The sequence below is a fragment of the Hymenobacter aranciens genome (assembly GCF_030580865.1).
GTDB lineage: Bacteria > Bacteroidota > Bacteroidia > Cytophagales > Hymenobacteraceae > Hymenobacter > Hymenobacter aranciens.
Genome location: NZ_JAUQSY010000011.1, coordinates 64,242 through 89,107, shown reverse-complemented (window position 1 = coordinate 89,107; position 24,866 = coordinate 64,242). Strand labels below are relative to the sequence as shown.

Here is a 24,866-nt window from a genome sequence, read left to right as displayed (position 1 = left end):
TACCCCGTGCCGGATATGCGCGGGCCTCTGGCCCGCAACGCCAGAACGATTCATGCCACGCAGTCCCGCGCCGGCTAGAGGCCGGCCAACAGTCGGCACGGGGCAGAGTCTCGCGCCATCACCCCTGCGCCAGAAACCCCGCTTCATCCTCGTGCAGCCACACCATATTGGCCAGTAGCTGCTCCAGCAATTTCCGCCCTTTCCACACCGACTTCAGCCGCTCCCGAATCTGCGCGGCCGTTTGCACAAATTCCTGCTCGGCCGCTGTTTCGTGGCTTTCCGAAAGCATCAGCTGCTCGGCCATTTCACGCGTCATCTCGGGGTGAAACTGCAGGCCAATCACGCCGTCGCCCCACACGAAGCCCTGCGTGGCGCAGCCTGCCGACATCCCCACGCGCATCGCCGCCGGCGGTACCGTCAGCGTGTCGCGGTGCCAGTGCAACACGGCCGCCTTCTCGGGCCACCCGCGCAGCAACGGATGCTCCAGCGACCGGCTCGAAAACCGCACCGTCCAGAACCCGATTTCCGGCTCCGGGTTGGGCCGTACCTCGCCGCCCAGGGTCTCGGCCAGCAGCTGCGCGCCCAGCCCCAGGCCCAGCGTGATTTTGCCTGTGCGTAGCACTTGCTGCAGAAACTCCTTTTCTTCCCGCAGCCAGGGAAAGGCCGCTTCGTCACCAACGCTCATCCGGCCGCCCAGAATCAGCAGCCCGTCGAAATCAGCCGGTGCCGGAAACGTTGGATTGGGTTCAAATAGCTTGGTAAATGCCAGCGAATGACCATTGTCTTCCAGCCACTCGGCTACATGACCGGGGCCTTCATTAGGTTGGTGTTGAATACAATGCCAATTCATGTTTTTTAGCTTGTGCTTATAAAAGAACTGTCATGCTGAACGCAGGGAAGCATCTTATCACGCTGGAACGATGCAGTAATTAAACCGTCCCAGCGTGATAAGATGCTTCACTGCGTTCAGCATGACAAAAGCCCTATTCCCACTCAATCGTCGCTGGCGGCTTGCTCGAAATATCGTACACCACGCGGTTAATACCGCGCACCTGGTTGATAATCTTATTGCTCACCTCGGCCAGAAACTCGTAGGGCAGATGCGCCCAGTCGGCGGTCATGCCGTCCACGCTGGTCACGGCGCGCAGGGCCACCACGCGCTCGTAGGTGCGCTCGTCGCCCATCACGCCCACGCTCTGCACGGGCAGCAGCATGGCGCCCGCCTGCCACACGTGCTCGTAGAGGTTGTGCTGTTTCAGGAGGTTGATAAACACGCCGTCGGCGCGCTGCAGCAGGTCTACTTTCTCAGGCGTGATGTCGCCCAGGATGCGGATGCCCAGGCCGGGGCCGGGGAAGGGGTGGCGGTTGAGAATTTCGCCCGGCAAGCCCAGCGTGGCGCCCACCTCACGCACCTCATCCTTGAAGAGCATGCGTAGCGGCTCCACAATTTTGAGGCTCATCTTCTCGGGCAGGCCGCCCACGTTGTGGTGGCTTTTGATGGTCACGGCCGGGCCTTTCACCGATACCGACTCGATAACGTCGGGGTAAATGGTGCCCTGCGCCAGCCAGCGGGCGCCCTGCACCTTCTGCGCCTCGCGGTCGAACACTTCGATAAACGTGCGGCCGATGGCCTTACGCTTCAGCTCGGGGTCGGTCAGACCTTCCAGCGCGGCGTAGAACTCGGGCGCGGCGTTCACACCGGTCACGTTCAGACCCAGACCTTCGTAAGCCTTAAGTACGGTGGCAAACTCGTCCTGCCGCAGCAGGCCATTGTCCACGAAAATACCGTGCAGGCGCGGGCCGATGGCGCGGTGCAGCAGCAGGGCCGCCACGCTGCTATCCACCCCGCCCGAGAGGCCCAGAATCACCTGGTCGTCGGGGCCAATGGTGTTTTGCAGCGCCAGTACGGCCGAATCCACGAAGTGCTCCGAAGTCCAGCTTTGGTCGCAGCCGCAGATGTTTACCACGAAGTTGCGCAGCAGCTGCTTGCCTTCGGTGGAGTGCGTCACCTCGGGGTGAAACTGGATGCCGTAAGTATCCTGCCCCGCGATGCGGAAGGCGGCCACGGCCACTTCCGGCGTGCTGGCGATGATGTCGTAGCCCGCCGGCAGACTCTTAATCGTGTCGCCGTGCGACATCCACACCTGCGAATCCTGGTGCATATCGGCCAGCAGCGGCGAGCCCGCGTTCAGCTCCGTCAGGCGGGCGCGGCCGTACTCGCGGATGGTGGCGGGCAGCACCTCGCCCCCGGCCTGGTAGGCCAGCAGCTGCGCGCCGTAGCACACGCCCAGCACCGGCACCCGGCCCAGAATGTGCGAAAGGTCAGGATTGGGCGCATCTTCCTCGCGCACCGAGCAGGGCGAGCCGGAAAGAATAACGCCCCGAATATCGTCGCTGATGACGAGGTCCGGGGCGTGGGTGTAGGGGTGGATTTCGCAAAACACGTGCAATTCGCGGACGCGTCGTGCTATCAGCTGCGTGTACTGCGAGCCGAAATCGAGGATGATGAGTCGTTCCATATTGGGGCACAAAGGTAGGGCACGAAGCTCCCCTGCTTTTCAGGGAGGGGATATTTTTGTGCGGCAAAAATTGGGTTGGTTCGGGCAAGAAAGTTGGTGGGTGATGTAATACGCTGGGCTACTTTCGTTCGGGCTTCGTTCCGACGGGCGAACCACCCCCGTTCGCCGCTCTTCGCGGCTCACATCCCCTCCTTTCCAAGGAGGGGAGCTTTGTTCTCGCTGAATCATTGCGTACCTTTGCAGCGGCAAGTCAGAACGACCAGCTCCTGCTGAACTCCCCCAGGACCGGAAGGTAGCAAGGGTAGGTGGTTGTAGCGGTGCGATTTTGGCTTGCTTTTTTTTGTCTTTTCGTGTCGGCCCCAGGGTTTGCTCCGTTCGTCAGTTGGCGATGCAGTGAGTAGCTTTGGGGCCGAATCCTTTTTGGTCGGCAGGAAGTATTCAGTAGTCGGTAAGCCGATTTTCCGGCTGAGTTGTTCTGACTACTACGTACTCACTACCGACTACCAACCCCCTCCCCCATGAAGTTCTTCATCGACACCGCCAACCTCGACGAAATCCGCGAAGCCGTAGCCCTCGGCGTACTCGACGGCGTAACCACCAACCCCTCGCTGATGGCCAAAGAAGGCATCAAAGGCGTGGACGCCGTGATGGCCCACTACCGCCAGATTTGCGAAATCTGCGACGGCGACGTTTCGGCCGAAGTGATTGCCACCACCTACGACGAAATCATCCGCGAAGGCGAGGAACTGGCCGACCTGCACCCCAACATCGTGGTGAAAGTGCCCATGATTAAGGACGGCGTGAAGGCTATCAAGTACTTCTCCGACAAAGGCATCCGCACCAACTGCACCCTGATTTTCTCGGCCGGCCAGGCCCTGCTGGCCGCCAAAGCCGGCGCCACCTACGTGTCGCCGTTCGTGGGTCGGCTCGACGACATCGGAGCCGACGGCCTGCAGCTCATCGAGCAAATCGTGCAGATTTTCGGTAACTACGGCTATGCCACCGAAGTGTTGGCCGCCTCGGTGCGCCACGTCCCGCACCTCATCCAGTGCGCCGAAATTGGCGCCGACGTGGTGACCTGCCCGCTTAACGTCATCACCGGCTTGCTGAAGCATCCGCTGACGGACAGTGGCCTGGCCACCTTCCTGGCCGACCACAAGAAAGCAAACGCGTAATGGTGAGTTATGAGTTAAAAGTTATGAGTTATGAATTGTCTGTCGACCACTCGTAACCAGTAACTCAAAACTCATAACTTTTAACTCATAACTTCCCCATCGTGTACATCATCAAAGTAAAAGGCAAGGCCAAAATCCCCGATTACATTCAGCTCCGCGACGAGCAGTTTGTGCTCATTGCCTATTTCCGCGCCGACCGGCCCCTGAAAGACCTGCACCGCTACGGCCTGGAGGGCAAGGAAACTGAACTGGCGGCAGTGATTGAAGGGCTGGAGTTCGGCAAATTGCGCCCGTTGGCGCTGTAAACCCCGCTTATGACTGAGCCCGTACTGGAATTGCGCGAAGCGACTATTCAGCAGGAAGGACAGCCCGTGCTGGCCGACGTGTCGTTTGCGCTGCAAAAGAGCGAGTTTTCCTATCTGGTGGGCCGCACGGGCTCCGGCAAGTCGTCGCTGCTCAAGACCTTGTATGCCGATTTGCCGCTGCTAAGTGGTAGCGGCACCGTGGCTGGCTTTGCATTGCCGAAGCTGCCAGCCAGCAAAATCCCCTACTTGCGGCGCAAACTGGGCATTGTATTTCAGGACTTTCAGCTCCTTTCAGACCGCACGGTGGCCGAAAACCTGCTGTTCGTGCTCAACGCCACGGGCTGGAAAACCAAGACCAGCAAGCAGCAGCGCATCATCGACGTACTAGGCCGCGTGGGTTTGACGGGCGCCACCAACCGCCTGCCGCACCGCCTCTCGGGCGGCGAGCAGCAACGCGTGGTCATTGCCCGTGCCATGCTCAATGAGCCAGTACTGTTATTGGCGGATGAGCCCACCGGCAACCTCGACCCCGAAGTATCGGACGATATCATGCGGCTGTTTGCGGAAATTAATAATTCGGGCACCGCTATTCTGATGGCGACGCACAATTTTCAGTTGATTGATAAATATCCGCACCGGGTGCTGACCTGCAAGGATGGGCAGCTACTGGATTCGGCGAGGAGTCTTAATTAATAATTAGTAATTATTAATTAAGAAAATGGCGGCCGGATTATCGGTATTAATTCCGGTGTATAATCGAGCAGTTACCGAATTAATTGATTCGCTGCTGGACCAACGCACCGACTGGCTGGGGCCGCTGGAAATTATTTTACTGGACGACGGCTCGGCGGAAGAGTTTCGACTTCAAAACCGGCTGTTAGCAGCTTTACCAGGGGTAGTTTACCGCGAATTACCACAGAATGTGGGCCGCGCCAAAGTGCGCAATCAATTGGCAGCCGCCTCGCAACACGAGTGGCTGCTGCTGCTCGACAACGACAGTCTGCTGCCCGACCAGCAATTTCTGGCCCGCTACGCTGAGGCCCGCCACCAAGCGGCCGTGCTCATTGGGGGCACTTGCTACGAAGCCACCCCGCCCGCCGATGCTGCCTTATACCTGCGCTGGCTCTACGGCCGGGAGCGCGAGGCGCGGCCCGCCGCCGTGCGCCAGGCGGCACTTTATGGCCAATTAACTATTAACAACGCGCTGATTCGCGCCGACGTTTTTCGGCAATTCCCTTTGGATGAGCGGCTGACGGGCTACGGCCACGAAGACACGAAATTTGGCGTAGAGCTGGCGGCGGCGAAGGTGCCGGTGCTACACCTCGATAACCCGGTGTTACACGATGGCCTGGAGCCTGCGGCCGTGTTTCTGGCTAAAAGTGAGCAGGCAGTGAGCAATCTGGCCCAGGTCTACCGGGAAGACGGGTTGGGTGCCGATTCGCGGCTGCTCCAAACGGCATTGCAGTTGCGGCGGCGGGGGCTGGGGGCATTGGCACTCACTACATTGTACGTAGTGGCGTCCCGGTTGCGACGGCAGTTGCTGTCAGCTCAGCCACGCCTACGAAACCTTGATTTGCTGAAGCTCTACTGGCTGCTGCGCGAGTTAGACTGAACGAAAAAGACCAGCCTCCTAAAAGTAGGAAACCGGTCTTGTGGGTTATCTCGGAACTACGCGTTATTTGTCGTCCTTGCCGTCAAACACGTCTTTTACGGCGCCGCCAACGGCTTTACCGGCTTTCTTCACGTCGTGAGCGGTGTTGTCGGCGGCCCGGCGCACTTTGCTGCGCTCATCGGCAGTTTCGGCCTTGGCTTCGGCGGTTTCTTGTTTGGCCTCACTGCTAACGGCATCGGCGCCCTGCTCGGCCCGCAGTTTGGTTTTATCCCAGGATTTTACCCCGGCATACTCCAGCTTGGATTTCTGGATGGCGGCCAGGTCGCGGGCCGGAATGTCGCCCTTCACCTTGTCGTAGGCTTCGTCGAGGGCGCGCCATTCATTGTTCACGTTGCGCCAATCATTGATGTCGTATTGCTCTTTATGCGCTTTTACAGTAGACACAAAGCCTTCGTATACCGAGCGGGCGTTGGTGGCCGTCACCGTAGCGGCGGGGTTGCTGGGCTTGTAGTATTGGCCCATCACCACCGCGCCATCGGCGGTAGCGGTGCTGCGGCTGTTCCAGGCGGCTTCGCGCTTGGCGTAGGCGGCCTGGTAACGGTCGCGCAGGGCCTGCATTTCCTGGCGGCGGGCGTCGTCGTACTGCTCGGCGTACTTATCCACGGCGGCCGATTTGGCGTCGTAGTCGGCCTTGAGCTCGGCAGTTTCGCGGTCGTAATCGGCCTCCAGTTCGTCGCCCACGGCATCAACTTTGGCCTCGGTATTGGCCACGAAGGTTTGGAAATCATTGTAGGCCTGCTGACTGTCGGCCGAGGCTTCCTGCTTTTCGGCCTGCGAGCAGCTGGTGACGATGGTGCTGCCGCCCAGCAGCAACGCGGCGGCCAGGGCGGAGAGGGTGAGGTGCTTTTTCAGCATGGGAATTCAGAACTAAGGCTCCGGACGGAGCGGATGGAAAATGTAAACCAGCAGGGCAATGCAACTGCCCGCCGGCCGTTTCTAACGCAGAGCTTCCGGTCGGGGTTATCTCCGGCCCGTGCCGCCGGCCCCGCCGGGCCGGTTTCTATCTTTGAGCCTAACTCCTCTTCCCCGCTCCTCGTGTCCATTCTGCCTGCGCCGCCCTCCCCCATCCAACTACTTGACCTGGCGGCCGAACATGCCGCCCTGCAGCCCGCCCTCAACGAAGCCCTGCAAGCCACCCTGGCCGAAGCTGCCTTCATCCAGGGCCCCGCCGTGCAGCGCTTTGCCGCCGAGCTGGGCGAGTACCTGGGCGGCACCCACGTGGTGCCCTGCGCCAACGGCACCGACGCCCTCACCCTGGCCCTCATGGCCCTCGACCTGCCCGCCGGGGCCGAGGTCATCATCCCCGCTTTCACCTACGTAGCCACGCTAGAGGCCGCCGCCTTGTTGGGCTTGAAGCCCGTGCTGGTTGATGTACTACCCGGCACGTTTAACATCGACCCTGCCGCCGTCGAAGCCGCCCTCACGCCGCGCACCGGCGCCATTATGGCCGTGCATCTCTTCGGTCAATGCGCTGACCTGGAAGCCCTGCGCGCCATCGCCACGCGCCACGGCGTACCGCTCATCGAAGACAACGCCCAGGCCATCGGGGCCTCCTTCCGCTTCGCCAGCGGCGAAACCTCCTACGCAGGGGCCGTCGGTGCCATCGGCACCACCTCCTTCTTCCCCAGCAAAAACCTCGGCGCCCTCGGCGATGGCGGCGCCCTGCTCACCCGCGACCCCGCCCGCGCCCAACTGCTCTACCAGCTCGCCAACCACGGCCAGAGCCGCAAGTACCACCACCAGCGCATCGGCCTCAACTCGCGCCTCGACACCCTGCAGGCCGCCCTGTTGCGCGTGAAACTGATGCGCCTGCCCGCCAACACCGCCGCCCGCCGGGCCGTGGCCGCCCGCTACGATGCCGCCCTCGCTGCCCTGCCCGGCCTGCGCATCCCGGCCCGCGACGAGCGCAGCACTCACGTCTTCCACCAGTACACCTTGCAAATCGCCGACGGTCGCCGCGACGAGCTCCAGCAGTACCTCAAGCAGTGCGGCGTGCCCACGATGATTTATTACCCCTTACCCGTACACGCCCAGCCGGCTTATGAATACCTGGGCTACCGCACGGGCCAGTTCCCGGTGGCCGAGCGGCTGTGCCGGGAAGTGCTGTCGCTGCCGATTCACCCGCTACTGACGGGGGAACAGCAGGAGTACATTGTTGAGCGTATCCATTCGTTCAGTAATTAGACGGTGCTATGCAGCGCTACAAGAAACTGTATTTGTTTTACCTGCTCATGACTGCTAGCTTCTTAATTTTCATTACTTGGCTTGCATCAAATTATTTTAAGGATTGGTGCTAATTAATTCTGTTACAAACCAGCCGCGAAGCGGCGATATGTTGGTAGTATCAAACGGCATTACCAGCATGAGCCGCAAAGCGGCGGCACTATTCACCAGGCAAATAGTACCGCCGCTTTGCGGCTCTGTCCACCTAGTCATTAATTCAAGCTACCAACGTGCCGCCGCTTTGCGGCTAATCCGCATATTTCTTGCGCAAAGCAGCTAATGCAAAACACTAATTCCGTCCGCTTCGCCATCTGCGGCCTCGGCCACATCGGCCGCCGCCACGCTGCACTCGTGGCTCGCCACCCCGAGGCCCAACTCGCCGCCCTCATCGACGTGCGCGCCGAGCTCCAGGCCGGCCTCGCCGCCGAGTTTCCCGGCGTGCCCTTCTTCCCTTCCCTCGAAGACTACCTCCAAAGCGGCCCCGCCGCCGACGTGCTCACCGTAGCCACGCCCAACGGCCTGCACGCCCCCCAGGCCCTCGCCGGCCTGCGCCACGGCCTGCACGTCGTCATCGAAAAGCCTATTGCCCTGCGCAAGGCCGACGCCGAAACCATCGTCCACACGGCCCTGCAAACCGGCCGGTTGGTCTTCGGCGTCATGCAAAACCGCTACTCGCCCCCCGCCGCCTGGCTCAAGCAAATCTACGATGAAGGCCGCCTCGGCCAAATCTTCCTCGTGCAGCTCAACTGCTTCTGGAACCGCGACAACCGCTACTATAAGCCCGGTGGCTGGAAAGGCACCCAAGCCCTCGACGGCGGCACCCTCTTCACCCAGTTCAGCCACTTCGTCGATTTGCTCTACTGGGTGTTCGGCGACATCACCAACCTCACCGCCCGCTTCCGCGACTTCACCCACGAAGGCCTCACCGAGTTCGAAGACAGCGGCCTCGTCACCTTCGACCTCGTGCGCGGCGGCAGCGGCACGCTCAGCTACAGCACCGCCGTGTGGGACCGCAACCTCGAAAGCTCCCTCACCGTGGTGGCCGAGCACGGCAGCCTGCGCATCGCCGGCCAGTACATGGACAAGGTCGAGTACTGCCACCTCCAGGGCTACGACATGCCCGCCCTGCCCCCCACCAGCCCCGCCAACGACTACGGCCCCTTCCAGGGCTCGGCCGCCAACCACGTCCAGGTTATCGAAAACGTGGTCGATACCATCCAGCGCCGGGGCTTCGCCACCACCAATGCGCTGGAGGGGCTGAAAGTGGTGGAGATGATTGAGCGGATTTATGCGCTGCGGTAATTATTTCGGCAGCTTCGCCGCAAAGGCCGCATCGAATTCCCGGAAGTAGGAGCATTTACGCAGTAATTCGTCGTAATCAAGCTTCGCCGCTAATTCGGCGCTGTGATTGGGCGAATACCGTTTACCGGCTTTCGGCTTATCGGTAGCCGATATCAATTTCAGCTTCGGCTCTTTTATTGTCGTTGGGTCGCCCTTCGCCGTCAGCGATACCCCATAATGCCGATTGAACGTCTCAATATCGGCCCATAGTAGCGCCTCGAATTGCTGAATGTGTAGCAGGAACAGAGCCTCCTTTCCCACTACCTTTTTAATATCCGCAAACTCCTGCTGCCGCTCCCTGTGCTTGGCTGCATCCGAATCCGGCGCATCCAAATCGCGGATGTACACCACCAGCCGTGGCTTCTTTTGTTCGTAGTTCGAGGCTAACATCCGCTGCGTTTTGGCGCTGCCCAGCCGGTCACCAGTCTGGCGCTTCACCAGCTGAAAAGCCGTGAAACGCCCCGCGTATCGATGATTCAGCAGCTCTACCACCGCGTCGGTATCATTGGGGTTCTCCCCAATCAGCCCCACCGTCAGCACCCGTCCCGGCTTCTTCATGACGCCGACTGACTCTTTTCCTCCAGGCTACTGTAGAGCCAGAAGTCGCTCAGATAGCCCACATCTTTCATGAATTTCTGGGCCGTAGCAATTTTCTTCTTGGTCAGCTTCCGAAACTGCGTGCCCTTCTTCTCGTCCAGCTCACAGATGGTAATGCGGTCCAGCTCGTCGGCATTCAGCATGTCCAGTACCTGTGGTGAGTGCGTGGTAATAATTATTTGGTGCTTCTCGGATTGCTCACGGAGGAAGCTGAGTAGTAAATAGAGTTGGTCGGGGTGAATACCTAGTTCGGGTTCTTCGAGAAGGATTGTTTGAGTTGAGTCGTTTAACCCATATCCTTTGCGGCTCTTCTTAGCCAAATAATACTGGATGGGAGCTAGAACTTCCGAAATAATATAGAATAAGCGCTGCGTACCACTCGACAAAGCACTAAATGGTAGCCAAACTCCATTAACACAAAACTCCATAACCAAGCCTTTTACCAATATCTCATTCTGCTGTTTATTATGGTAGATTCTAATAGAATCGCTAAGCCTCACATCACTAATTGGCGAATATTGTTTAAGAGCATACCGTATGCGCTCAAGATTAAATTCGGCAATTTTCCCAATAATATCCTCTACAATATTCACACTAATTAAGTCAGTGCTTTCTACACCATGTTCCAAATATGCATTAAATACAGAATGCTGAATACCATCAATAATAGTTCTGCCCAGCCTTGTATAATGGCCCGCAGTTCCCATTGCGTAATTTTCAATTGACAACTCCGCATCGGAAGCTATTAACTGGTACTCACTTGGAATACCATGGTTAATAACTAGAATCTTGTTAGGAGGAGAAATCTGTGATTTCTCCTCCTTTACCCTTTTCTTATTGGTATCCAACCAGAAATTTACCAGCAACTCTTCGGTAAAGTAATCTATGCCATCAATTTTTAGTGAAGCTTCAATTCTATTCTTGTTCATCTCATGGATGAAACTAGCTTTTTTAGCGTCAATACGTGCTCTAGTGAGTCTTACCTCCAGCGTATGAGGACCACTAAATACAAATTCGTTCCAACTACCCAAGTTGGAATTTTGGTTTGCAACAGCATTTCTTAATACTCTAACAAGATTAGTCTTCCCCGCCCCATTCTTCCCAATAATAATATTCAGCCCCGGCTTAAACTCCACCTTCGCATCCCGAATCGACCGGAAATCCTTAATGTGCGCCCGCTGCAAGTAATACGGCTGCGCCGCAGCAGTTTCTTCAGTGACAGGTTTGGTCTTTTTAGCCATTACAAAAGCGAAAACAGGTAAGACAACAAAGATAGGCCGCCCCCCAAACAAAAAAAGCGCCGGAGCCTCCCAGCCCCGGCGCTTTCCATATCCCGGCAGCCCTACGCCCCTGGGTCATTCTTCGGCTTCTCCCCCGCCACCACGCGCTTCGTCACGGCCCGCGCCTCATACTGCTGCCGCTTCGTCTTCTGCTTCTTAAACAACAGCCGCCCCGTCCGCATTACCTTTGCCAGCAGGGCATCAAACGCCTCGTAGTCGCCATCCTCCACCTCGGTGGTTTCGATGCTGGTGTTCTCGCCCGTGTTCTGCAGCAGGTTGTCATCGTCAATCTCCTCCGTCAGCTTCTTCAAATCCACCAGCTCCTGCGCCTCGTAGCCCTTATCCTCCAGCACGTCCTGATTGTCCGCGATGGCCGTCGCCAGCGTCCCCAGACGCTTGCTCACCCCCTCCGCGTCGCGCGCGTTAATCCGGTCGCGCAGCCCCTTTAGCCCAAAATCCTTCACTTTCACTGTTAGAGCCTTCGCATCCACCAGCCCCAGCCGGATTTCCAGCAAATCCAGCAGCGGCTTCACCTTATCCATCGATGCATACAGCCGGGCCGTCACCTGCGAGCCCGCTCCCGTCCGCAATGCTGCCCCCGTCGCCCCCTTAATCTTCGCCCGCGCCGCATCGAAGGTCGTCAAAAACTCGTTGTCAAACTCCTTTTTGGCCACCGCCTGAAAGCGCGGCAGGTCGGCCGCAAACGACTCGCGCACGAAGCCGCCCGCCGTCCACATGTTCTCTTTGGTGAATTGGTAACGCATAAAATGAATGAGGTAAAAGGGTGAAATGAAGCAACTCAGGCCCACAGATGCCCAAGCCCCGGCAATGTAGCAAGAATAGCTGAATTAACTTCAACCACTCACCTGTTGTCCCGCCCCTTCGACACGCTGTCCCGCCCCCTCGACACACTGTCCCGGCCTACCGACACGCTGTCCCACCCCTTCGACATGCTGTCCCGGCCTACCGACACGCTGTGCCGCCTTTCCGACACGCTGTCCAAGCATTCCGACACGCTGTCCCATGCCTTCGACACATTGTCCCACGCTTCCGACACGCTGTCCCAATCTTTCCCCAAGCTCAACCTAACAATTCCCCCCTCTCCCTGCTTACTCCCCCAAACACCAGCTAATAGTATGTCCCAAGCCCACGCCTACGCCGCCCAATCCCCCACCACCGACCTCGCCCCCTGGACCCTCGAACGCCGCCCCGTCGGCCCCCACGACGTCCAGATTGACATCCACTACTGCGGCGTCTGCCACTCCGACCTCCACCAGATTCGCAACGAGTGGTTCCCCGGCATCTTCCCCATGGTGCCCGGCCACGAAATCGTCGGCCGCATCACCCAGGTCGGCGACCATGTCCGCAACTTCAAAGTCGGCGAGCTAGCCGGCGTCGGCTGCCTCGTCGATTCCTGCCAGGAGTGCGCCAACTGCGAGGCCGACCTCGAACAATACTGCCTCGACGGCAACACCCAAACCTACAACAACCTCGACCGCCAGGGCCGTCCCACCTACGGCGGCTACTCCACCAGCATCGTCGTGCGCGAAGAGTTCGTGCTCCACGTGTCGGATAAACTAAACCTCGCCGCCGTCGCCCCCCTGCTCTGCGCCGGCATCACCACCTACTCCCCCCTGCGCCACTGGAACATCGGCCCCGGCCACAAAGTCGCCGTCGTCGGCCTCGGCGGCCTCGGCCACATGGCCGTCAAGTTCGCCGTCGCCTTCGGGGCCGAAGTCACCGTCCTCAGCACCTCCCCCAGCAAGGAAGCCGACGCCAAAGCCCTCGGCGCCCACCACTTCGTCGCCACCTCCGATAAAGACCAGACCAAAGCCGTGCGCGGCAGCTTCGACTTCATCCTCGACACCGTCTCGGCCGAGCACGACATGAACATGTACCTGTCGCTCCTCAAAACCGACGGCTCCCTCGTCCTCGTCGGCGTCCCCACCGAGCCCCTCAAAGTCCAACCCTTCAGCATCATCGGCGGCCGCAAAACCCTGGCCGGCTCCAGCATCGGCGGCATCAAGGAAACCCAGGAAATGCTCGACTTCTGCGCCGAGCACAACATCACGTCCGACATCGAGCTTATCGACATCAAAGACGTCACCGCCGCCTACGAGCGCATGGTGAAAGGCGACGTGCGCTACCGCTTCGTCATCGACATCGCCACGCTGAAGTAAGGCCAGAACGACAAAATCAGCACGTCATCCTGAGCCGAAGGCGAAAGGACCTCGCCCGCTTTGTTGTGGTAGTAATTAATTACTGCTGCACGAGGCCCGGGCGAGGTCCTTTCGCTTCCCTGCGGTCAGCTCAGGATGACGTGCTGATTTTGTCGTTCTACCCTACTTCTTCTCCTCCTGAAAATTCTGAAACGCATAGGCAATGCCAATCGTCAGTCCCTGCGAATACTGCACCTCCTGGTCCTGGTCGTAGTCATACAGCGCAATGCCGTTCAGCGCCACGTTCACGTACTTGCCCACCTTCGCCGTCAAGCTCACATCCAGCCGGTGGTCAAGCTCCCGAAAAGTTAGGTTCTCATAGTTGGCAAACAGCACGTAGCGCGCCTTCACGTTCACGCTCGGGCTGATGTTCTTGTCCACCTCCGCCAGCACCTGCGCCGCCAGCATCTCGAAGCGCGTGCTGTGCCCCGGGTTTACGCCATACGGCGTATCGCCCAGCGCCTGCACAAACCGGTCGGCCCGGTTTACCACCGTCAGCCGCGGCGCAAACGGCGCCAGCCGCAGCTTAAACGAATACGGCGTATGGTACTCAAATCCATATGCCGCCGTGATAAACGCCGGCGCAAACACATCCGACACCAGCCGCGCCTGCTCCACCCCCGCCGAGTCCTTGTCGTAATCATACCCCCGGGCAAACTGCGTCAGCAGGTTCAACGACAAAAACATGTCCCACTTCTTGCTCAGCGCCCGCCCATACTTGGTATCGAGGTACAGCCGGTCCTGCGTCTTGCGGTAGCCCAGCCCCTGCGTCTGCGAAAACGCAAACAGAAAATCGGCCTGATTATCGAACGAGTGCGGTCCTACCCGCCGGTTGGCCTTCACGTTGAATAAGGCGTTGAAGCCAATGCTATTCACGCCGCCCCCGCGCCAGTTGTCGCTTATCAATGACTCGTTGATGCCCAGCCCCGCCTTGCCCCACTTGCGCCAGGCCGGCGCCACCGGTTTGGTCGAGTCCGGTGTCACCAGTTGCCCCGAAGCCGTCAGGCTTAGCAGGAAAAGCAGAAAGGTCGCGTAGCAGATTCTCATAGCAGCAAGTCGTAAAGTTGAAGCTGCAAAGAAAGCACCCGCCGCCGCTGGCGCGCGTCTCCGACGCGTGCCTACTGGGCCCGAGTCTCTGACTCGCCGCCAGAACGAACGGCCCAGACGGCGCAACCGAACGAGTCAGAGACTCGAAGCCAACCGGCACGCGTTGGAAACGCGCGCCAGCAAGGGACCTGGTGTTATCTTGCCAGTATTCTTAGCACTATGCCTCCTACCCCCCTAGCCGCCGCGGCTGCCCCCGCGGCCGCTGCTCCCCCCGCCCCCGTTTCCTTCCTTGCCGCCACCGCCCGCCACCTCATCGAGCAGTACGGCCACGGCCCGCTCGATGAATTATCGGAACTAATCATCGTCGTCCCCACCCGCCGCGCCGTCGTCTACCTCAAGAACGAGCTGGCCCTGGCCCTGCCCCCCGGCGAGCCCTTCTGGGCCCCGCGCGTGGCCGCCATGGAAGACTACATGGTGGAGCTCTCCGGCGTCCAGATTGAAGAGCCCATTGCCCTGCAGCTGCTGCTTTTCAGCATCCTCAAGAAGTACGACACCGACCTCCACTTCGACGCCTTCGTGGGCTGGGCCGGCCTTCTGCTCAACGACTTCTCGATGCTCGACCAGAACCTGGCCGATACCAAGAAAGTCTTCGACTACCTCTCCCAGGCCAAAGCCCTCGAACGCTGGCAGCTCGACCAGCTTCCCGAAAACGGCGTGGCCCGCCGCTCGTTCAGCTTCTGGGACCAGCTCGAAAAGGTCTACCATAAGCTCAAGCGCCGCATGCTGGCCCAGCACCTCGCCTACCCCGGCCTGGCCTACCGCACCGCCGTTAAGAAAATCCGCAAGCAGCTCGAAGACACCACCGCCCCGCCGCCCGCCCGCCACATCTTCGTCGGCCTCGGCAACCTCTCCAAGTCCGAAGAAAAGCTAATCAACCTACTCCGCACCGCCGGCCGCGCCGAAGTCCGCTTCGACGCCGACCCCTTCTACCTCGACGCCGACTCGCCCAACCGCGCCGGCCAGCACCTGCGCCGCTACTTCAGCAAGTGGGACCTCCCCCGCGAGGCCGTCGGCGGCGGCGTGGAGTGGCTGCGCGGCACCCCGCACCACGTCCGCTACCTCGGCGTGGCCAACCCCAGCATGCAGGGCAAGCTGGCCGGCCAGCTCCTCGCCGAAGCCCGCCAGCAGTACCCCGAGGCCAGCATCGCCGTCGTCCTGCCCGACGAAACCCTGCTCCAGCCCGTCCTCCACGGCCTGCCCCCCGACGCCGTGCCCGACTTCAACGTCACCATGGGCCTGAGCTTCCAGAGCACCCCGCTGTTCAATCTGGTTGATTTACTGTTCGAAGTCCACCTCACCGGCATCCGTGAGGGCAGCGAGGAAACCGGCTATGGCGTGCCCCGCTACCACCACCTGGCCGTCACCAAGCTGCTCAGCCACCCCTTCCTGCGCCGCTACCAGCAGTTTCTTAACAAAGACCCCAACGACAAGTACCACCACGTCCTCGACCACATCTGCCGCGAAATCGTGCGCCTCAACCTCGTGCTGCTGCCCGCCACCGAGCTGCTCAAGCTGGGCAAGCACCACCCCCTCATCGAGGCCCTCTTCAAAACCTGGGACGACTGCGACGACATCATCCGCGCCTGCTACACGCTAATTGACTTGCTCAAGCAAGTGTATTCGGACAAGCAAACCGGCATCGAAGCCGAGTACCTGTTCCTGTTCTACACCCTCGTCAGGCAGCTCGACTCGGCCTTCGAGTGCCACGAGCAGCGGCTTTCGGTACGCTCCTTCCGCCGCTTCCTCTACGACCAGATGGCCCGCACCCGCCTGCCATTTTCGGGCGAGCCCCTGGCCGACGTCCAGATAATGGGCCTACTCGAAACCCGCGCCCTCGACTTCGACCACCTCATCATCCTGAGCTGCAACGAAGGCATCCTGCCCGCCCCCAAAAAGCAGCAGTCGCTCTTCCCCTTCGACCTCCTCGCCGAGTTCCGCCTCCCCACCTACGCCGACGCCGAGGCCATCACCGCCTACAACTTCTGGCGCCTGCTCCAGCGCGCCCGCCGGGTCGATTTGGTCCACGTCCTCCCCGGCGCCGAAGGAATCAAGAGCGGAGAAAGAAGCCGGTTTTTGCTGCAGTTGGAGAATGACCTGAAGCCGCAGAACCCGCAATTAATTCTTGAGGATTTGACCGTAGAGGCCGCTTCGGCAGAGGTGTTGGGTGTTCGGTGTTCGGTGTCAGGTATTAGGGAACAAGAACCCAACACCCAACACCGAATACCCAACACCCAACACCCAAATCCGACCAGCCCCGGCGACCTGGTTTTGGAAAAAGACCCCGAAATGCTCGCCGCCCTGCGCGGCGTGCTCGAACGCAACATCTCCCCCTCCCGCCTCAACGACTTCCTGGCCTGCTCCCTGCGCTTCTACTTCTCCAAAGTAGCCCGCTTCCACGAAAACGAAGCCGTCGAGGAAACCCTCGAAGCCAGCTCCTTCGGAACTATGATTCACGAGGCGCTCGAAATGCTTTTCAAGCCCTACGAGCAGGATGCCCAGCCCATCACCGCCGCCGATATCCCCCTGCTCATCAAGCGGGCCGATACCGAAGTGCAGGCCGCCCTGCGCCAGGAAGAATCCGAAAAGCAGGCCCGCGCCGACGAAGGCCTCAACCACGTCTACGGCCAGGTAGCCACCCGCCTCGTCGTGCGCCTGCTCGAAAGCCAGCTCCACCAGCCCGGCCTGCTCCCCATCCGCCTCTTCGGCCTCGAAAAAGCGCTGTCCGCCACCGTCTTCGTCGACGTGCCCGGCCAGCGCCAGCAGCTCGCCGTGCGCCTCTTCGGTCTCGCCGACCGCGTCGACCAGCTCCCCGACGGCCGCCTGCGCGTGGTCGACTACAAGTCCGGCCTCGTCAAGAAAAACGACCTCCAGCTGCGCGGCTACCGCGACCGGCTCAGCCCAGCCGAAGCCGTCGACCGCCTGCTGCACGAAGCCAGCAGCAGCGCCGATAAAGTGCGCCAGCTCTGGCTCTACCGCCTCATGCTGGCCCACACCGAAGACCGTGAAACCGCCGACACCGCCATCCTCTCCCTCCGCAACCTCGACGAAGGCCTCCTCTCCGCCGACCTCAGCTTCCTCACCGCCGAGGGCGAAGACTTCCGCCTCGTTTCCGAAGATTTAGTCCGTAAGATTGTGCTGCGAATCCTCGACCCCGCCGAGCCCATCCGCAAAACCGACGACTTCACCAAGTGCGAGCATTGCCCTTACAAAGGGATTTGTGCCCGGTAAGCCTGCTGCCCTCGCGTTTGTCATGCTGACGAAGGAAGCATCCTCTCGCGCATCAACGAGGCAGCAGACCCTTCTGGCGCGAGAGGATGCTTCCTTCGTCAGTATGACAGTTCCTCATTACTTTCCCATCCACTAACACCCCTAGAAAACCTCATGGACCAATTCATGCAAGCCGCCATCGACGAAGCCCGCCTGGGCCGCTCGCAGGGCGGCATTCCCATCGGCTCGGTACTCGTGCGCGATGGCCAGCTCGTGGCCCGCGGCCATAACAAGCGCGTGCAGGAAGACTCCGCCATTAAGCACGGCGAGATGGACTGCCTCACCAACGCTGGCCGCCAGCGCAGCTACCGCGACACCGTCATCTACAGCACCCTGATGCCCTGCTTCATGTGCGCCGGCACCATCGTGCAGTTCAAAATCCCCAAGGTCATCGTCGGCGAAAGCCGCACTTTCGACGGCGCCCGCGAATTCATGGAAAGCCACGGCGTCGAAGTCATCGACCTCGACCTGCAGGAGTGCGTCGACATGATGAACGAGTTCATCGAAGCCGAGCCCACCCTCTGGAACGAGGATATTATGGAGCTGTAAGCAGTTCGCTTAAACAATAAAAAGGGGCGTCGACTGAAATTCAGTCGACGCCCCTTTTTATTGAGTTAAAAGTTAAAAGTTAAAAGTGAGGAGTTAAAAGACTAGTCTTTTAACTCCTCACTTTTAACTTTTAACTTTTAACTCAACTACAACGCCGCCAGCACCGTTTTCAGCCCCTCGGCCGCATCGCCGCCGAGGTGAATATGCAGGGCCCGCCGGTCATAGTCGCGCAAAGCCGTCAGGTCGCCCTGGGCCTGGGCGCTTTGCAGCGTGCCGAAGGTGTAGGAGCGACCGGGCAGCGGCACATCCACGGCATTGTCGCCGGTGAACTGCAGGAACAAGCCGGTGTTCGGCCCGCCCTTGTGGTACTGCCCAGTAGAGTGCAGGAAGCGCGGACCATAGCCGAACGTAGTAGCTACGTGCAGCTTCGCCTGAATTTTCGCCCGTAGCTCGTCAAATTCCTTGTTCAGTTCCGGCGTTTCGGCCAGGTAGGCCTGGATAGCCACGTAGTCGCCGGGATGGGCTTGGCCGAAGAACTGCTGCAACAGCGCGGCCGCGTCGGTGCCTTTAGTGCTACCGTAGTAGCTCAGGTTGTTTTCGCTGAGCGTGGCTTCTTCGGCGGGCAGCTTACCTTCCTCGGCCACAGTTTTCATTAGCTTGTCGGTAGCGGTTTTAGCAGCCTGCACGTTGGGTTGGTCGAAGGGGTTGATGCCCAGCACGACGCCCACCACGGCCGTGGCAATTTCCCAGCGGTAGAACTCGGCCCCGAGGTCCAGCGCATCCTGCATCAGGATGGTGATAACCGGGTGGCCGGCCTCCTGCAAAGCTTTCAGCTTCGGTGCATTGGCCGCGTCGATGGCCGGCTGGTAGCCCACGTACACAAACACGCGGTCTTTGCCATACACGCCGAGGTCGTCGGCCAGCGGCTCGCCCGCTACGGGCAGAATGCCAGTGCCCTGCTTGCCCGTGCTTTCGGCGATGAGCTGCTCCAGCCACAGGCCGAAGCTGTCGAGGGCCGGCGGCACGATAAGCGTCAGCTTGTCGCGACCCTGCTGGGCCAGCACGCCGAGGGCGGTGCCCAGCTCCAGGCCGGGGTTGTGCTCGGTGGCGCCATCGGCGCCGGTGGCCTGCATCATGCGCAGGGCGCGGGTCAGGATTTCGCCGATGTTCAGCCCATAGAGGGCGGCCGGCACCAGGCCGAAATACGTCAGGGCCGAGAAGCGGCCGCCTACTTCGGTGAAGTTCAGGAAGATTTTGCGGTAACCCTCGGCCGTGGCAGCCGTGATGAACTTAGAACCCGGGTCGGTGATGGCCACGAAGTTCTCGCCCGCCTTGTCGCCCTTGATTTCCTTGAGCTTGGCGTAGAAATAGTCGCCAAACGCCAGCGGCTCGGCCGTGGTGCCCGACTTGCTGGCCACCACAAACAGCGTCTCAGCTAGCGGCACCGAATTTTCAATCTCGCGCACCGTGCCCGGGCTGGTAGTATCCAGAATCGACACCGGCAGGCCTTTGTCGCTACGGGCGCTGGTTTTTTCGAATACGATGGGCGCCATCGAGCTGCCGCCCATGCCCATTACCACCACGTGCTTGAAGCCGGCAGCCCGCACTTCCTCCACGAAAGCCTCGATTTCGGGAACGGCTTTTTTCAGGTCTTCGGCCACGCGCAGCCAGCCCATGAAGCTACGGATGCTCTCCTGCGCCTCAGCGTCGGAGGTCCACAAGGTGGCATCTTTTTGCCAGAAGCGGGAGTTGAAGTCGGCAGCGGTAAGCTCCTGGATTTTAGTATCGACAGCGGCTTGGTAAGAGCCCAGGGCCAGCGTCATGGGGGCGGTTTCGCTCATTTTTTGTTGAGTCGGGTTAGAGTAAATTTTTATATCTGTCATGCTGAGCGCAGCGAAGCATCCTCTCAGGTTTAAACGATTGAATTACTGCTTCGTTCAAGCCTGAGAGGATGCTTCGCTGCGCTCAGCATGACATGTTCTTTTTAGTGTCGTTCGGTTAACAACCGCTAGCGGCCAAAATCGTCCTGCACGCGCACAATATCATCCTCATCGGAAGGCCGCTCGGCGTCGGTATGTTGCCAGATTTCAGCCACCACGCCCCAGCCATCGAGGCCCACGAGGCGGTGGCGCTCACCCTGTTGCAGCACGATGCGCTCGCCGGGGGCGTAGGATTTCACTTCGCCCTCGGCATCGGTGGGGCTGGTGGCCACGCCCACCGGGCCCTGCACCACCTGCCAGATTTCGGCGCGGCGGTGATGGTACTGCCAGCTCAGGCGCTGGTGGGGCGCCACCAGCAGCACTTTGGGGCTGAGCTGCCCCGAAATACGCAGTCTGTCAACCGACAGACCATCGAAATAGGCATCAGCAAATTGCTGGGCCTGTGCTTCATCGAGCACAAAGAAGCCACCCCAGGGACGGCTTTGGTCCTGACGGGCAATGGTGAAGCCCTGGCCGCGCAGGCGGGCGGATATTTCGGCGAAAAGCGCAGTTTTGGGGTCGGCTGAATCGGTCATGAAGAATGCAGAACAACACGGCTGCCAATCGGCTAACCGGGCCGAAAGATAGGAACCCGATTTTTTTCACCCGAAAACCGGCCGGGTTATTTTTGAGTGAGCTGCTCATTCCCCTTAACTTGCCTCGCACAAAACCACCGGTTTACTATTGCTGCGCTCAATTAATTGGGGAGTCGTTGCAACGGCCGGCGCCCGATTGCACTCTGATAAAACAGGCATCTGCAAGCCGCGCTTTTGCGTTGGTTAAAAACCACCCTTTCCGTTGCCATGTCCCAAAACGCCGTTCACCGCTTGTTGCGTCCGCTGCTGCGCTGGCGGAGCCGCCATGTAAGTGAACGGATGTACATGCTCATACTGAGCATTTTTGTGGGAGCCGGCGCGGGCTTGGCGGCCGTGTTGCTAAAAACCAGTATCCAGGCCGGGGCCACTCTGCTGCAAAGTGGCATCGACGAGCCTAAGCGGGTATTCGCACTGTCGCTGTTTCCCGTGGTGGGCATTACGCTCACCGTATTGGTAACCAAATACCTGCTGGGCGGACAGCTGGGCCGGGGTATCGGCCCCATCATCTACAACACGGCCCGCGAAGGCAGCATCGTGCCGCGCTCCAAGCTGTATTCGCAGCTCATCACGGCCTTTCTCACGGTCACCTTTGGCGGCTCGGCCGGTACTGAGGCCCCAATTACCGTGACAGGCGCGGCGCTGGGCTCCAATGCGGCTCGGGTGCTGCGGCTGGATAGGCGGCGGCGGCGCCTGCTCACAGGCTGCGGGGCGGCGGCGGGCGTGGCCGCCATCTTCAACTCGCCCATTGCGGGCGTGCTGTTTGCGGTCGAAACCATCCTGTTGGAGCTGCCGGCGCAGTATTTCATTCCGTTGCTCATTTCCTCAGCCACGGCCACCGTGGTTTCGAAGGCGCTCTACGCCGGGCAGCCCTTCGTACTCATCACCACCAGCTGGCCGGTCGATGCGGTGCCGTTTTACGTGCTGCTGGGGCTATTCACGGCCTTCTTTTCGGTGTACATGATTCGCTCCTACCACTGGTTCGAGCGGCTGTTTGAGCGCTGGCCGGGGCTCGACTGGCGCAAGGTGTTGCTAGGTGGCGCGGCGCTGGGCGGACTCATCTTTCTCTTTCCCACGCTCTACGGCGAGGGCTACGCCACCGTGGAGCTGCTGCTGGCCGGCCAGGCCCAGAAGCTGACGGACGGCAGTATATTCTCGGTTTACCAGGATAATAGCCCGTGGATGCTGCTGGTGCTGGTGCTCTTCAGTATGCTGCTGAAAGTGGTGGCTACCAGCATCACCGTAGGCGCGGGTGGCAACGGGGGCATGTTCGGCTCCTCGCTGTTTTCGGGGGCGCTGGCAGGTTTCTTTTTCGCCCGTCTGATTAACATGAGCGGTTTGATTCAGATTCCCGAAGTACACTTCGTGGTGCTGGGCATGGCGGGCACGCTGGCGGGCGTCATCCACGCGCCGCTCACGGCCATCTTCCTCATCGCCGAAATCACGGGTGGCTACGCGCTGTTTGTGCCGCTGATGGTGGTTACGAGCAGCTCCTATCTCATTACCAAGTACTTCGAGCCCTACTCGGTGTACACCCGCAAGCTAACGCTGAAAGGCGTAGACGTGTACGCCAACCGCGACCGTGGCCTGCTGTCCAAGCTCGACCCGCGCCAGCTGCTGCAAACCGACTTCATCCCTGTGCGCCCCACCGCCACGCTGGGCGAGCTGGTAGATGCCTTCCGCCACGCTTCGCGCAACCTGTTTCCGGTAGTGGAAGCCGGCGGCCGCCTGATTGGCGTCATCACGCTCGATGTGGTGCGCGACGCCCTCTTCGACGACGCCCACTACACCACCACCCGCGTGCGCGAGCTCATGATTCAGCCCCCCGCCGTGGTAGGCCCCGACGACGACCTGGAGCACACCCTGGAGCTGCTGGACCGCCACAATGCCTGGGCCTTACCCGTGTGCGAGGAAGACGGCCGCTACCTGGGATTCATCCTGAAATCGGCCATCCTGGTGCGCTACCGGAATCAGCTGATTCAGGAAAGCGAGGCGTAAAAACAGCCGCGAAGCGGCGATATGTTGGTAATCATACCAATGCTGAGTTGACCAGAGCCGCAAAGCGGCGGCACTTATTTACCTGGTTTACCTGGCGCCACGTGCCGCCGCTTTGCGGCTCTGATTGCTCTGCCACTACTTTTGCTACCAACGTCCCGCCGCTTCGCGGCTTTTTTCTTTCCTTCATTGCAAACTGTGGTTATAATCGGCGGCGGCCCGGCTGGCCTGATGGCGGCGCAACGCCTGGCCGAAGCCGGCCACCGCGTGCAGCTCTTTGAGGCGCAGGCCACCGTCGGGCGCAAGTTTCTGGTGGCCGGGCACGGCGGGTTCAACCTGAGCAATGCCGAAGAAACCAGCCGTTTCGCCAGCCGCTACGGAGCCGAGGCGGCACGTTTTCAGTCGCTATTAACCCACTTCTCCCCGACCGACCTGCGCGCCTGGGCCGCCGAGTTGGGCATTGCCACCTTCGTGGGCACCAGCGGCCGCATCTTCCCCGAAGCCCGGCACAAGCCTGCCGACCTACTGCGCGCCTGGCTGGGCCGCCTGCGGGCGCTGGGCGTCGAAATCAACGTACGGCACCGCTGGCTGGGCTTCGCGGGCGACCACGGCCTGCGCCTGCGCGGCGAAGCCAGCGGCCAGGAATTCACCCTGGAGCCCGCCGCCACGGTGCTGGCCCTGGGCGGCGCCAGCTGGGCTAAAACCGGCTCCGACGGCGCCTGGGCCCCGATTCTTCGCGAAGCAGGCGTGGCCGTGATACCTTTCGCCCCCGCCAACTGCGGCGCCGAAGTGTGCTGGTCAGCCTTTTTCCAGGAGAAAGTCGGCCGCGCCCCCCTCAAAAACATCGCTCTGCGCACTGACGCCGGCACCACCCTGCGCGGCGAGCTCATGCTCACCGACTACGGCCTCGAAGGCACGCCCGTGTACGCCCTGACGCCGCACGTCCGCGCCGCCCTGGCCACCGGCCAGCCCGCCACGCTCTGGCTCAACCTCAAGCCCGACCTCACCCCGGCCGAGTTGCTCGCCCGCCTGCGCCAGCCGCGCGGCAAGGCCTCGCTGGCCGATTTTCTCAAGAAAACCCTGCGCCTGAACGCGCCCGTACCCACGCTTCTGCGCGAAATCCGCCCGGAGGTAGCCACCCTTCCACCCGAAGAATTAGCCGCTCTGCTGCAAGCCTTGCCCCTGCCCGTGGCCGCCCTGCGCCCGCTCGATGAAGCCATTTCTACCGCCGGCGGCGTGGCTTTTGCAGAGCTAACGGAGGGCCTGATGCTGCACCGCCGCCCCGGCACCTTCCTGGCCGGCGAGATGCTGGACTGGGAGGCACCCACGGGTGGCTATTTGCTGCAAGGCTGTTTCAGCACGGGGACATGGGTGGCCAACGCGGTGCGGCAGTGGCTGGCAGAACGACAAGCTCCCCTCCTTGGAAAGGAGGGGATGTGAGGCGCGAAGAGCGCCGAAACGAAGTTCGGCGAAGCCAACGGGGGTGGTTGAACCGGCCGCGCCGTCAGAACAAGGCAGTAACTATTTTTCATTGCGGTAAAACCCCAGACGGCGCTAACGGCGCGACCGGGCGAACCACCCCCGTTTCAGCTACGCTGAAACATCCCCTCCTTTCCAAGGAGGGGAGCTTTGTTCTTTCAGCCCTCAGCCTTGTTCGCCTCCGCCGCATCGCGCAAAATCTGCCGTGCCTCATTCAGCAGCCGGCGCCCGGGGTCCAGCTCATCACGGGCGATGAGGGCCGTGAGCAGGAAAAACGAGACGATGGGCAGCACGCAGCCCAGCGCAAACCACAGCCAAAAGGAACGGTCGCGCGTGGCGGCGCAATAGCCCGTGAGCAGGGGGATAAACGACAGTGCCACGACCAGCACCAACAGCATGTCAAGTAAGGGCATAGTCGGTAAGGTTTAGGGCAACATCAGGGGCGGGCTTGGCTGTCCGAAGATACGCAAAGCGGCGCCGGATTGCCATGGCGAACGCGCTATTTTAAGGCAGTTTTAAGACAAAACGCCACTATTGCCGGTTTTTCTGCGTAGGGATGCGTATTG

21 protein-coding genes and 1 other RNA gene are annotated in these 24,866 nt (G+C 60.5%); 12 read left to right on the top strand and 10 right to left on the bottom strand.

Annotated elements, in window-relative coordinates; all coding sequences use genetic code 11:
- Positions 1–118: 118 nt before the first annotated feature.
- Both Q5H93_RS16760 and guaA read right to left on the bottom strand, forming a co-directional pair.
- Complete coding sequence (locus tag Q5H93_RS16760) at positions 119–850, bottom strand: type 1 glutamine amidotransferase (protein WP_305007764.1); 732 nt, start codon at positions 848–850, stop codon at positions 119–121.
- 133 nt (positions 851–983) lie between these two features.
- Positions 984–2,519, bottom strand: coding sequence for a glutamine-hydrolyzing GMP synthase (gene guaA / locus Q5H93_RS16755; RefSeq protein WP_305007763.1), 1,536 nt, complete (start codon positions 2,517–2,519; stop codon positions 984–986).
- A gap of 242 nt (positions 2,520–2,761) precedes the next feature.
- Here guaA and ffs point away from each other — a divergent pair.
- The 5 genes from ffs to Q5H93_RS16730 all read left to right on the top strand — a co-directional run bounded on the left by ffs (position 2,762) and on the right by Q5H93_RS16730 (position 5,611).
- Positions 2,762–2,859, top strand: an RNA gene (ffs, locus tag Q5H93_RS16750) — signal recognition particle sRNA small type.
- A 178-nt stretch (positions 2,860–3,037) separates the two neighbouring features.
- The gene (gene fsa, locus Q5H93_RS16745) at positions 3,038–3,694 is read left to right on the top strand and encodes a fructose-6-phosphate aldolase (RefSeq protein WP_305007762.1); all 657 of its coding nucleotides are present in this window, start codon (positions 3,038–3,040) and stop codon (positions 3,692–3,694) included.
- 101 nt (positions 3,695–3,795) lie between these two features.
- Complete coding sequence (locus Q5H93_RS16740) at positions 3,796–3,999, top strand: fructose-6-phosphate aldolase (RefSeq protein WP_305007761.1); 204 nt, start codon at positions 3,796–3,798, stop codon at positions 3,997–3,999.
- Between the two features lie 9 nt (positions 4,000–4,008).
- A complete protein-coding gene (locus Q5H93_RS16735) occupies positions 4,009–4,692 on the top strand; it encodes a cell division ATP-binding protein FtsE (protein WP_305007760.1) in 684 nt (227 codons plus the stop codon).
- Positions 4,693–4,717: 25 nt separating this feature from the next.
- Positions 4,718–5,611 (top strand): glycosyltransferase, encoded by an 894-nt coding sequence (locus Q5H93_RS16730; RefSeq protein WP_305007759.1) that lies wholly within the window; start codon positions 4,718–4,720, stop codon positions 5,609–5,611.
- A 63-nt stretch (positions 5,612–5,674) separates the two neighbouring features.
- Here the strand turns inward: Q5H93_RS16730 and Q5H93_RS16725 are convergent, their stop codons facing one another.
- Positions 5,675–6,526 carry a DUF6565 domain-containing protein gene (locus Q5H93_RS16725; RefSeq protein ID WP_305007758.1) on the bottom strand — a complete coding sequence of 284 codons (852 nt, stop codon included), beginning with the start codon at positions 6,524–6,526 and terminating at the stop codon, positions 5,675–5,677.
- A 180-nt stretch (positions 6,527–6,706) separates the two neighbouring features.
- On the opposite strand from Q5H93_RS16725, the gene Q5H93_RS16720 reads away from it, so the two are divergent.
- Together Q5H93_RS16720 and Q5H93_RS16715 are read left to right on the top strand one after the other, a co-directional pair.
- Positions 6,707–7,855 carry a DegT/DnrJ/EryC1/StrS family aminotransferase gene (locus Q5H93_RS16720; protein WP_305007757.1) on the top strand — a complete coding sequence of 383 codons (1,149 nt, stop codon included), beginning with the start codon at positions 6,707–6,709 and terminating at the stop codon, positions 7,853–7,855.
- Positions 7,856–8,173: 318 nt separating this feature from the next.
- Positions 8,174–9,196, top strand: coding sequence for a Gfo/Idh/MocA family protein (locus tag Q5H93_RS16715; RefSeq protein WP_305007756.1), 1,023 nt, complete (start codon positions 8,174–8,176; stop codon positions 9,194–9,196).
- Here Q5H93_RS16715 and Q5H93_RS16710 read toward each other — a convergent pair whose 3' ends face one another.
- The 3 genes from Q5H93_RS16710 to Q5H93_RS16700 form a co-directional block, all read right to left on the bottom strand.
- Positions 9,197–9,793 (bottom strand): DUF4276 family protein, encoded by a 597-nt coding sequence (locus tag Q5H93_RS16710; RefSeq protein ID WP_305007755.1) that lies wholly within the window; start codon positions 9,791–9,793, stop codon positions 9,197–9,199.
- A complete protein-coding gene (locus Q5H93_RS16705; RefSeq protein WP_305007754.1) occupies positions 9,790–11,073 on the bottom strand; it encodes an AAA family ATPase in 1,284 nt (427 codons plus the stop codon). The genes Q5H93_RS16710 and Q5H93_RS16705 overlap by 4 nt, the downstream gene beginning before the upstream one ends.
- 101 nt (positions 11,074–11,174) lie before the next feature.
- Positions 11,175–11,876 carry a hypothetical protein gene (locus Q5H93_RS16700; RefSeq protein WP_305007753.1) on the bottom strand — a complete coding sequence of 234 codons (702 nt, stop codon included), beginning with the start codon at positions 11,874–11,876 and terminating at the stop codon, positions 11,175–11,177.
- Between the two features lie 372 nt (positions 11,877–12,248).
- On the opposite strand from Q5H93_RS16700, the gene Q5H93_RS16695 reads away from it, so the two are divergent.
- Entirely contained in the window at positions 12,249–13,292 is a 1,044-nt protein-coding gene (locus tag Q5H93_RS16695; protein ID WP_305007862.1) for an NAD(P)-dependent alcohol dehydrogenase, read from the top strand.
- 162 nt (positions 13,293–13,454) lie between these two features.
- On the opposite strand, the gene Q5H93_RS16690 is transcribed toward Q5H93_RS16695, so the two are convergent.
- A complete protein-coding gene (locus tag Q5H93_RS16690; protein WP_305007752.1) occupies positions 13,455–14,378 on the bottom strand; it encodes a DUF3078 domain-containing protein in 924 nt (307 codons plus the stop codon).
- A gap of 219 nt (positions 14,379–14,597) precedes the next feature.
- On the opposite strand from Q5H93_RS16690, the gene Q5H93_RS16685 reads away from it, so the two are divergent.
- Together Q5H93_RS16685 and Q5H93_RS16680 are read left to right on the top strand one after the other, a co-directional pair.
- The gene (locus tag Q5H93_RS16685; RefSeq protein WP_305007751.1) at positions 14,598–17,666 is read left to right on the top strand and encodes a PD-(D/E)XK nuclease family protein; all 3,069 of its coding nucleotides are present in this window, start codon (positions 14,598–14,600) and stop codon (positions 17,664–17,666) included.
- A gap of 153 nt (positions 17,667–17,819) precedes the next feature.
- Positions 17,820–18,254 carry a nucleoside deaminase gene (locus Q5H93_RS16680; protein ID WP_305007750.1) on the top strand — a complete coding sequence of 145 codons (435 nt, stop codon included), beginning with the start codon at positions 17,820–17,822 and terminating at the stop codon, positions 18,252–18,254.
- A 146-nt stretch (positions 18,255–18,400) separates the two neighbouring features.
- Here Q5H93_RS16680 and Q5H93_RS16675 read toward each other — a convergent pair whose 3' ends face one another.
- The gene (locus tag Q5H93_RS16675; RefSeq protein WP_305007749.1) at positions 18,401–20,095 is read right to left on the bottom strand and encodes a phosphoglucose isomerase-related protein; all 1,695 of its coding nucleotides are present in this window, start codon (positions 20,093–20,095) and stop codon (positions 18,401–18,403) included.
- Positions 20,096–20,262: 167 nt separating this feature from the next.
- Complete coding sequence (locus Q5H93_RS16670; RefSeq protein WP_305007748.1) at positions 20,263–20,769, bottom strand: cupin domain-containing protein; 507 nt, start codon at positions 20,767–20,769, stop codon at positions 20,263–20,265.
- Between the two features lie 267 nt (positions 20,770–21,036).
- On the opposite strand from Q5H93_RS16670, the gene Q5H93_RS16665 reads away from it, so the two are divergent.
- Together Q5H93_RS16665 and Q5H93_RS16660 are read left to right on the top strand one after the other, a co-directional pair.
- Positions 21,037–22,824, top strand: a complete 1,788-nt coding sequence (locus Q5H93_RS16665) for a chloride channel protein (RefSeq protein WP_305007747.1) — start codon at positions 21,037–21,039, stop codon at positions 22,822–22,824.
- A gap of 195 nt (positions 22,825–23,019) precedes the next feature.
- Positions 23,020–24,261: a BaiN/RdsA family NAD(P)/FAD-dependent oxidoreductase gene (locus tag Q5H93_RS16660; RefSeq protein ID WP_305007861.1), complete on the top strand. Its 1,242-nt coding sequence runs from the start codon at positions 23,020–23,022 to the stop codon at positions 24,259–24,261.
- 197 nt (positions 24,262–24,458) lie between these two features.
- Here the strand turns inward: Q5H93_RS16660 and Q5H93_RS16655 are convergent, their stop codons facing one another.
- The gene (locus tag Q5H93_RS16655) at positions 24,459–24,713 is read right to left on the bottom strand and encodes an ATP synthase subunit B family protein (RefSeq protein ID WP_305007746.1); all 255 of its coding nucleotides are present in this window, start codon (positions 24,711–24,713) and stop codon (positions 24,459–24,461) included.
- Between the last annotated feature and the right edge of the window lie 153 nt (positions 24,714–24,866).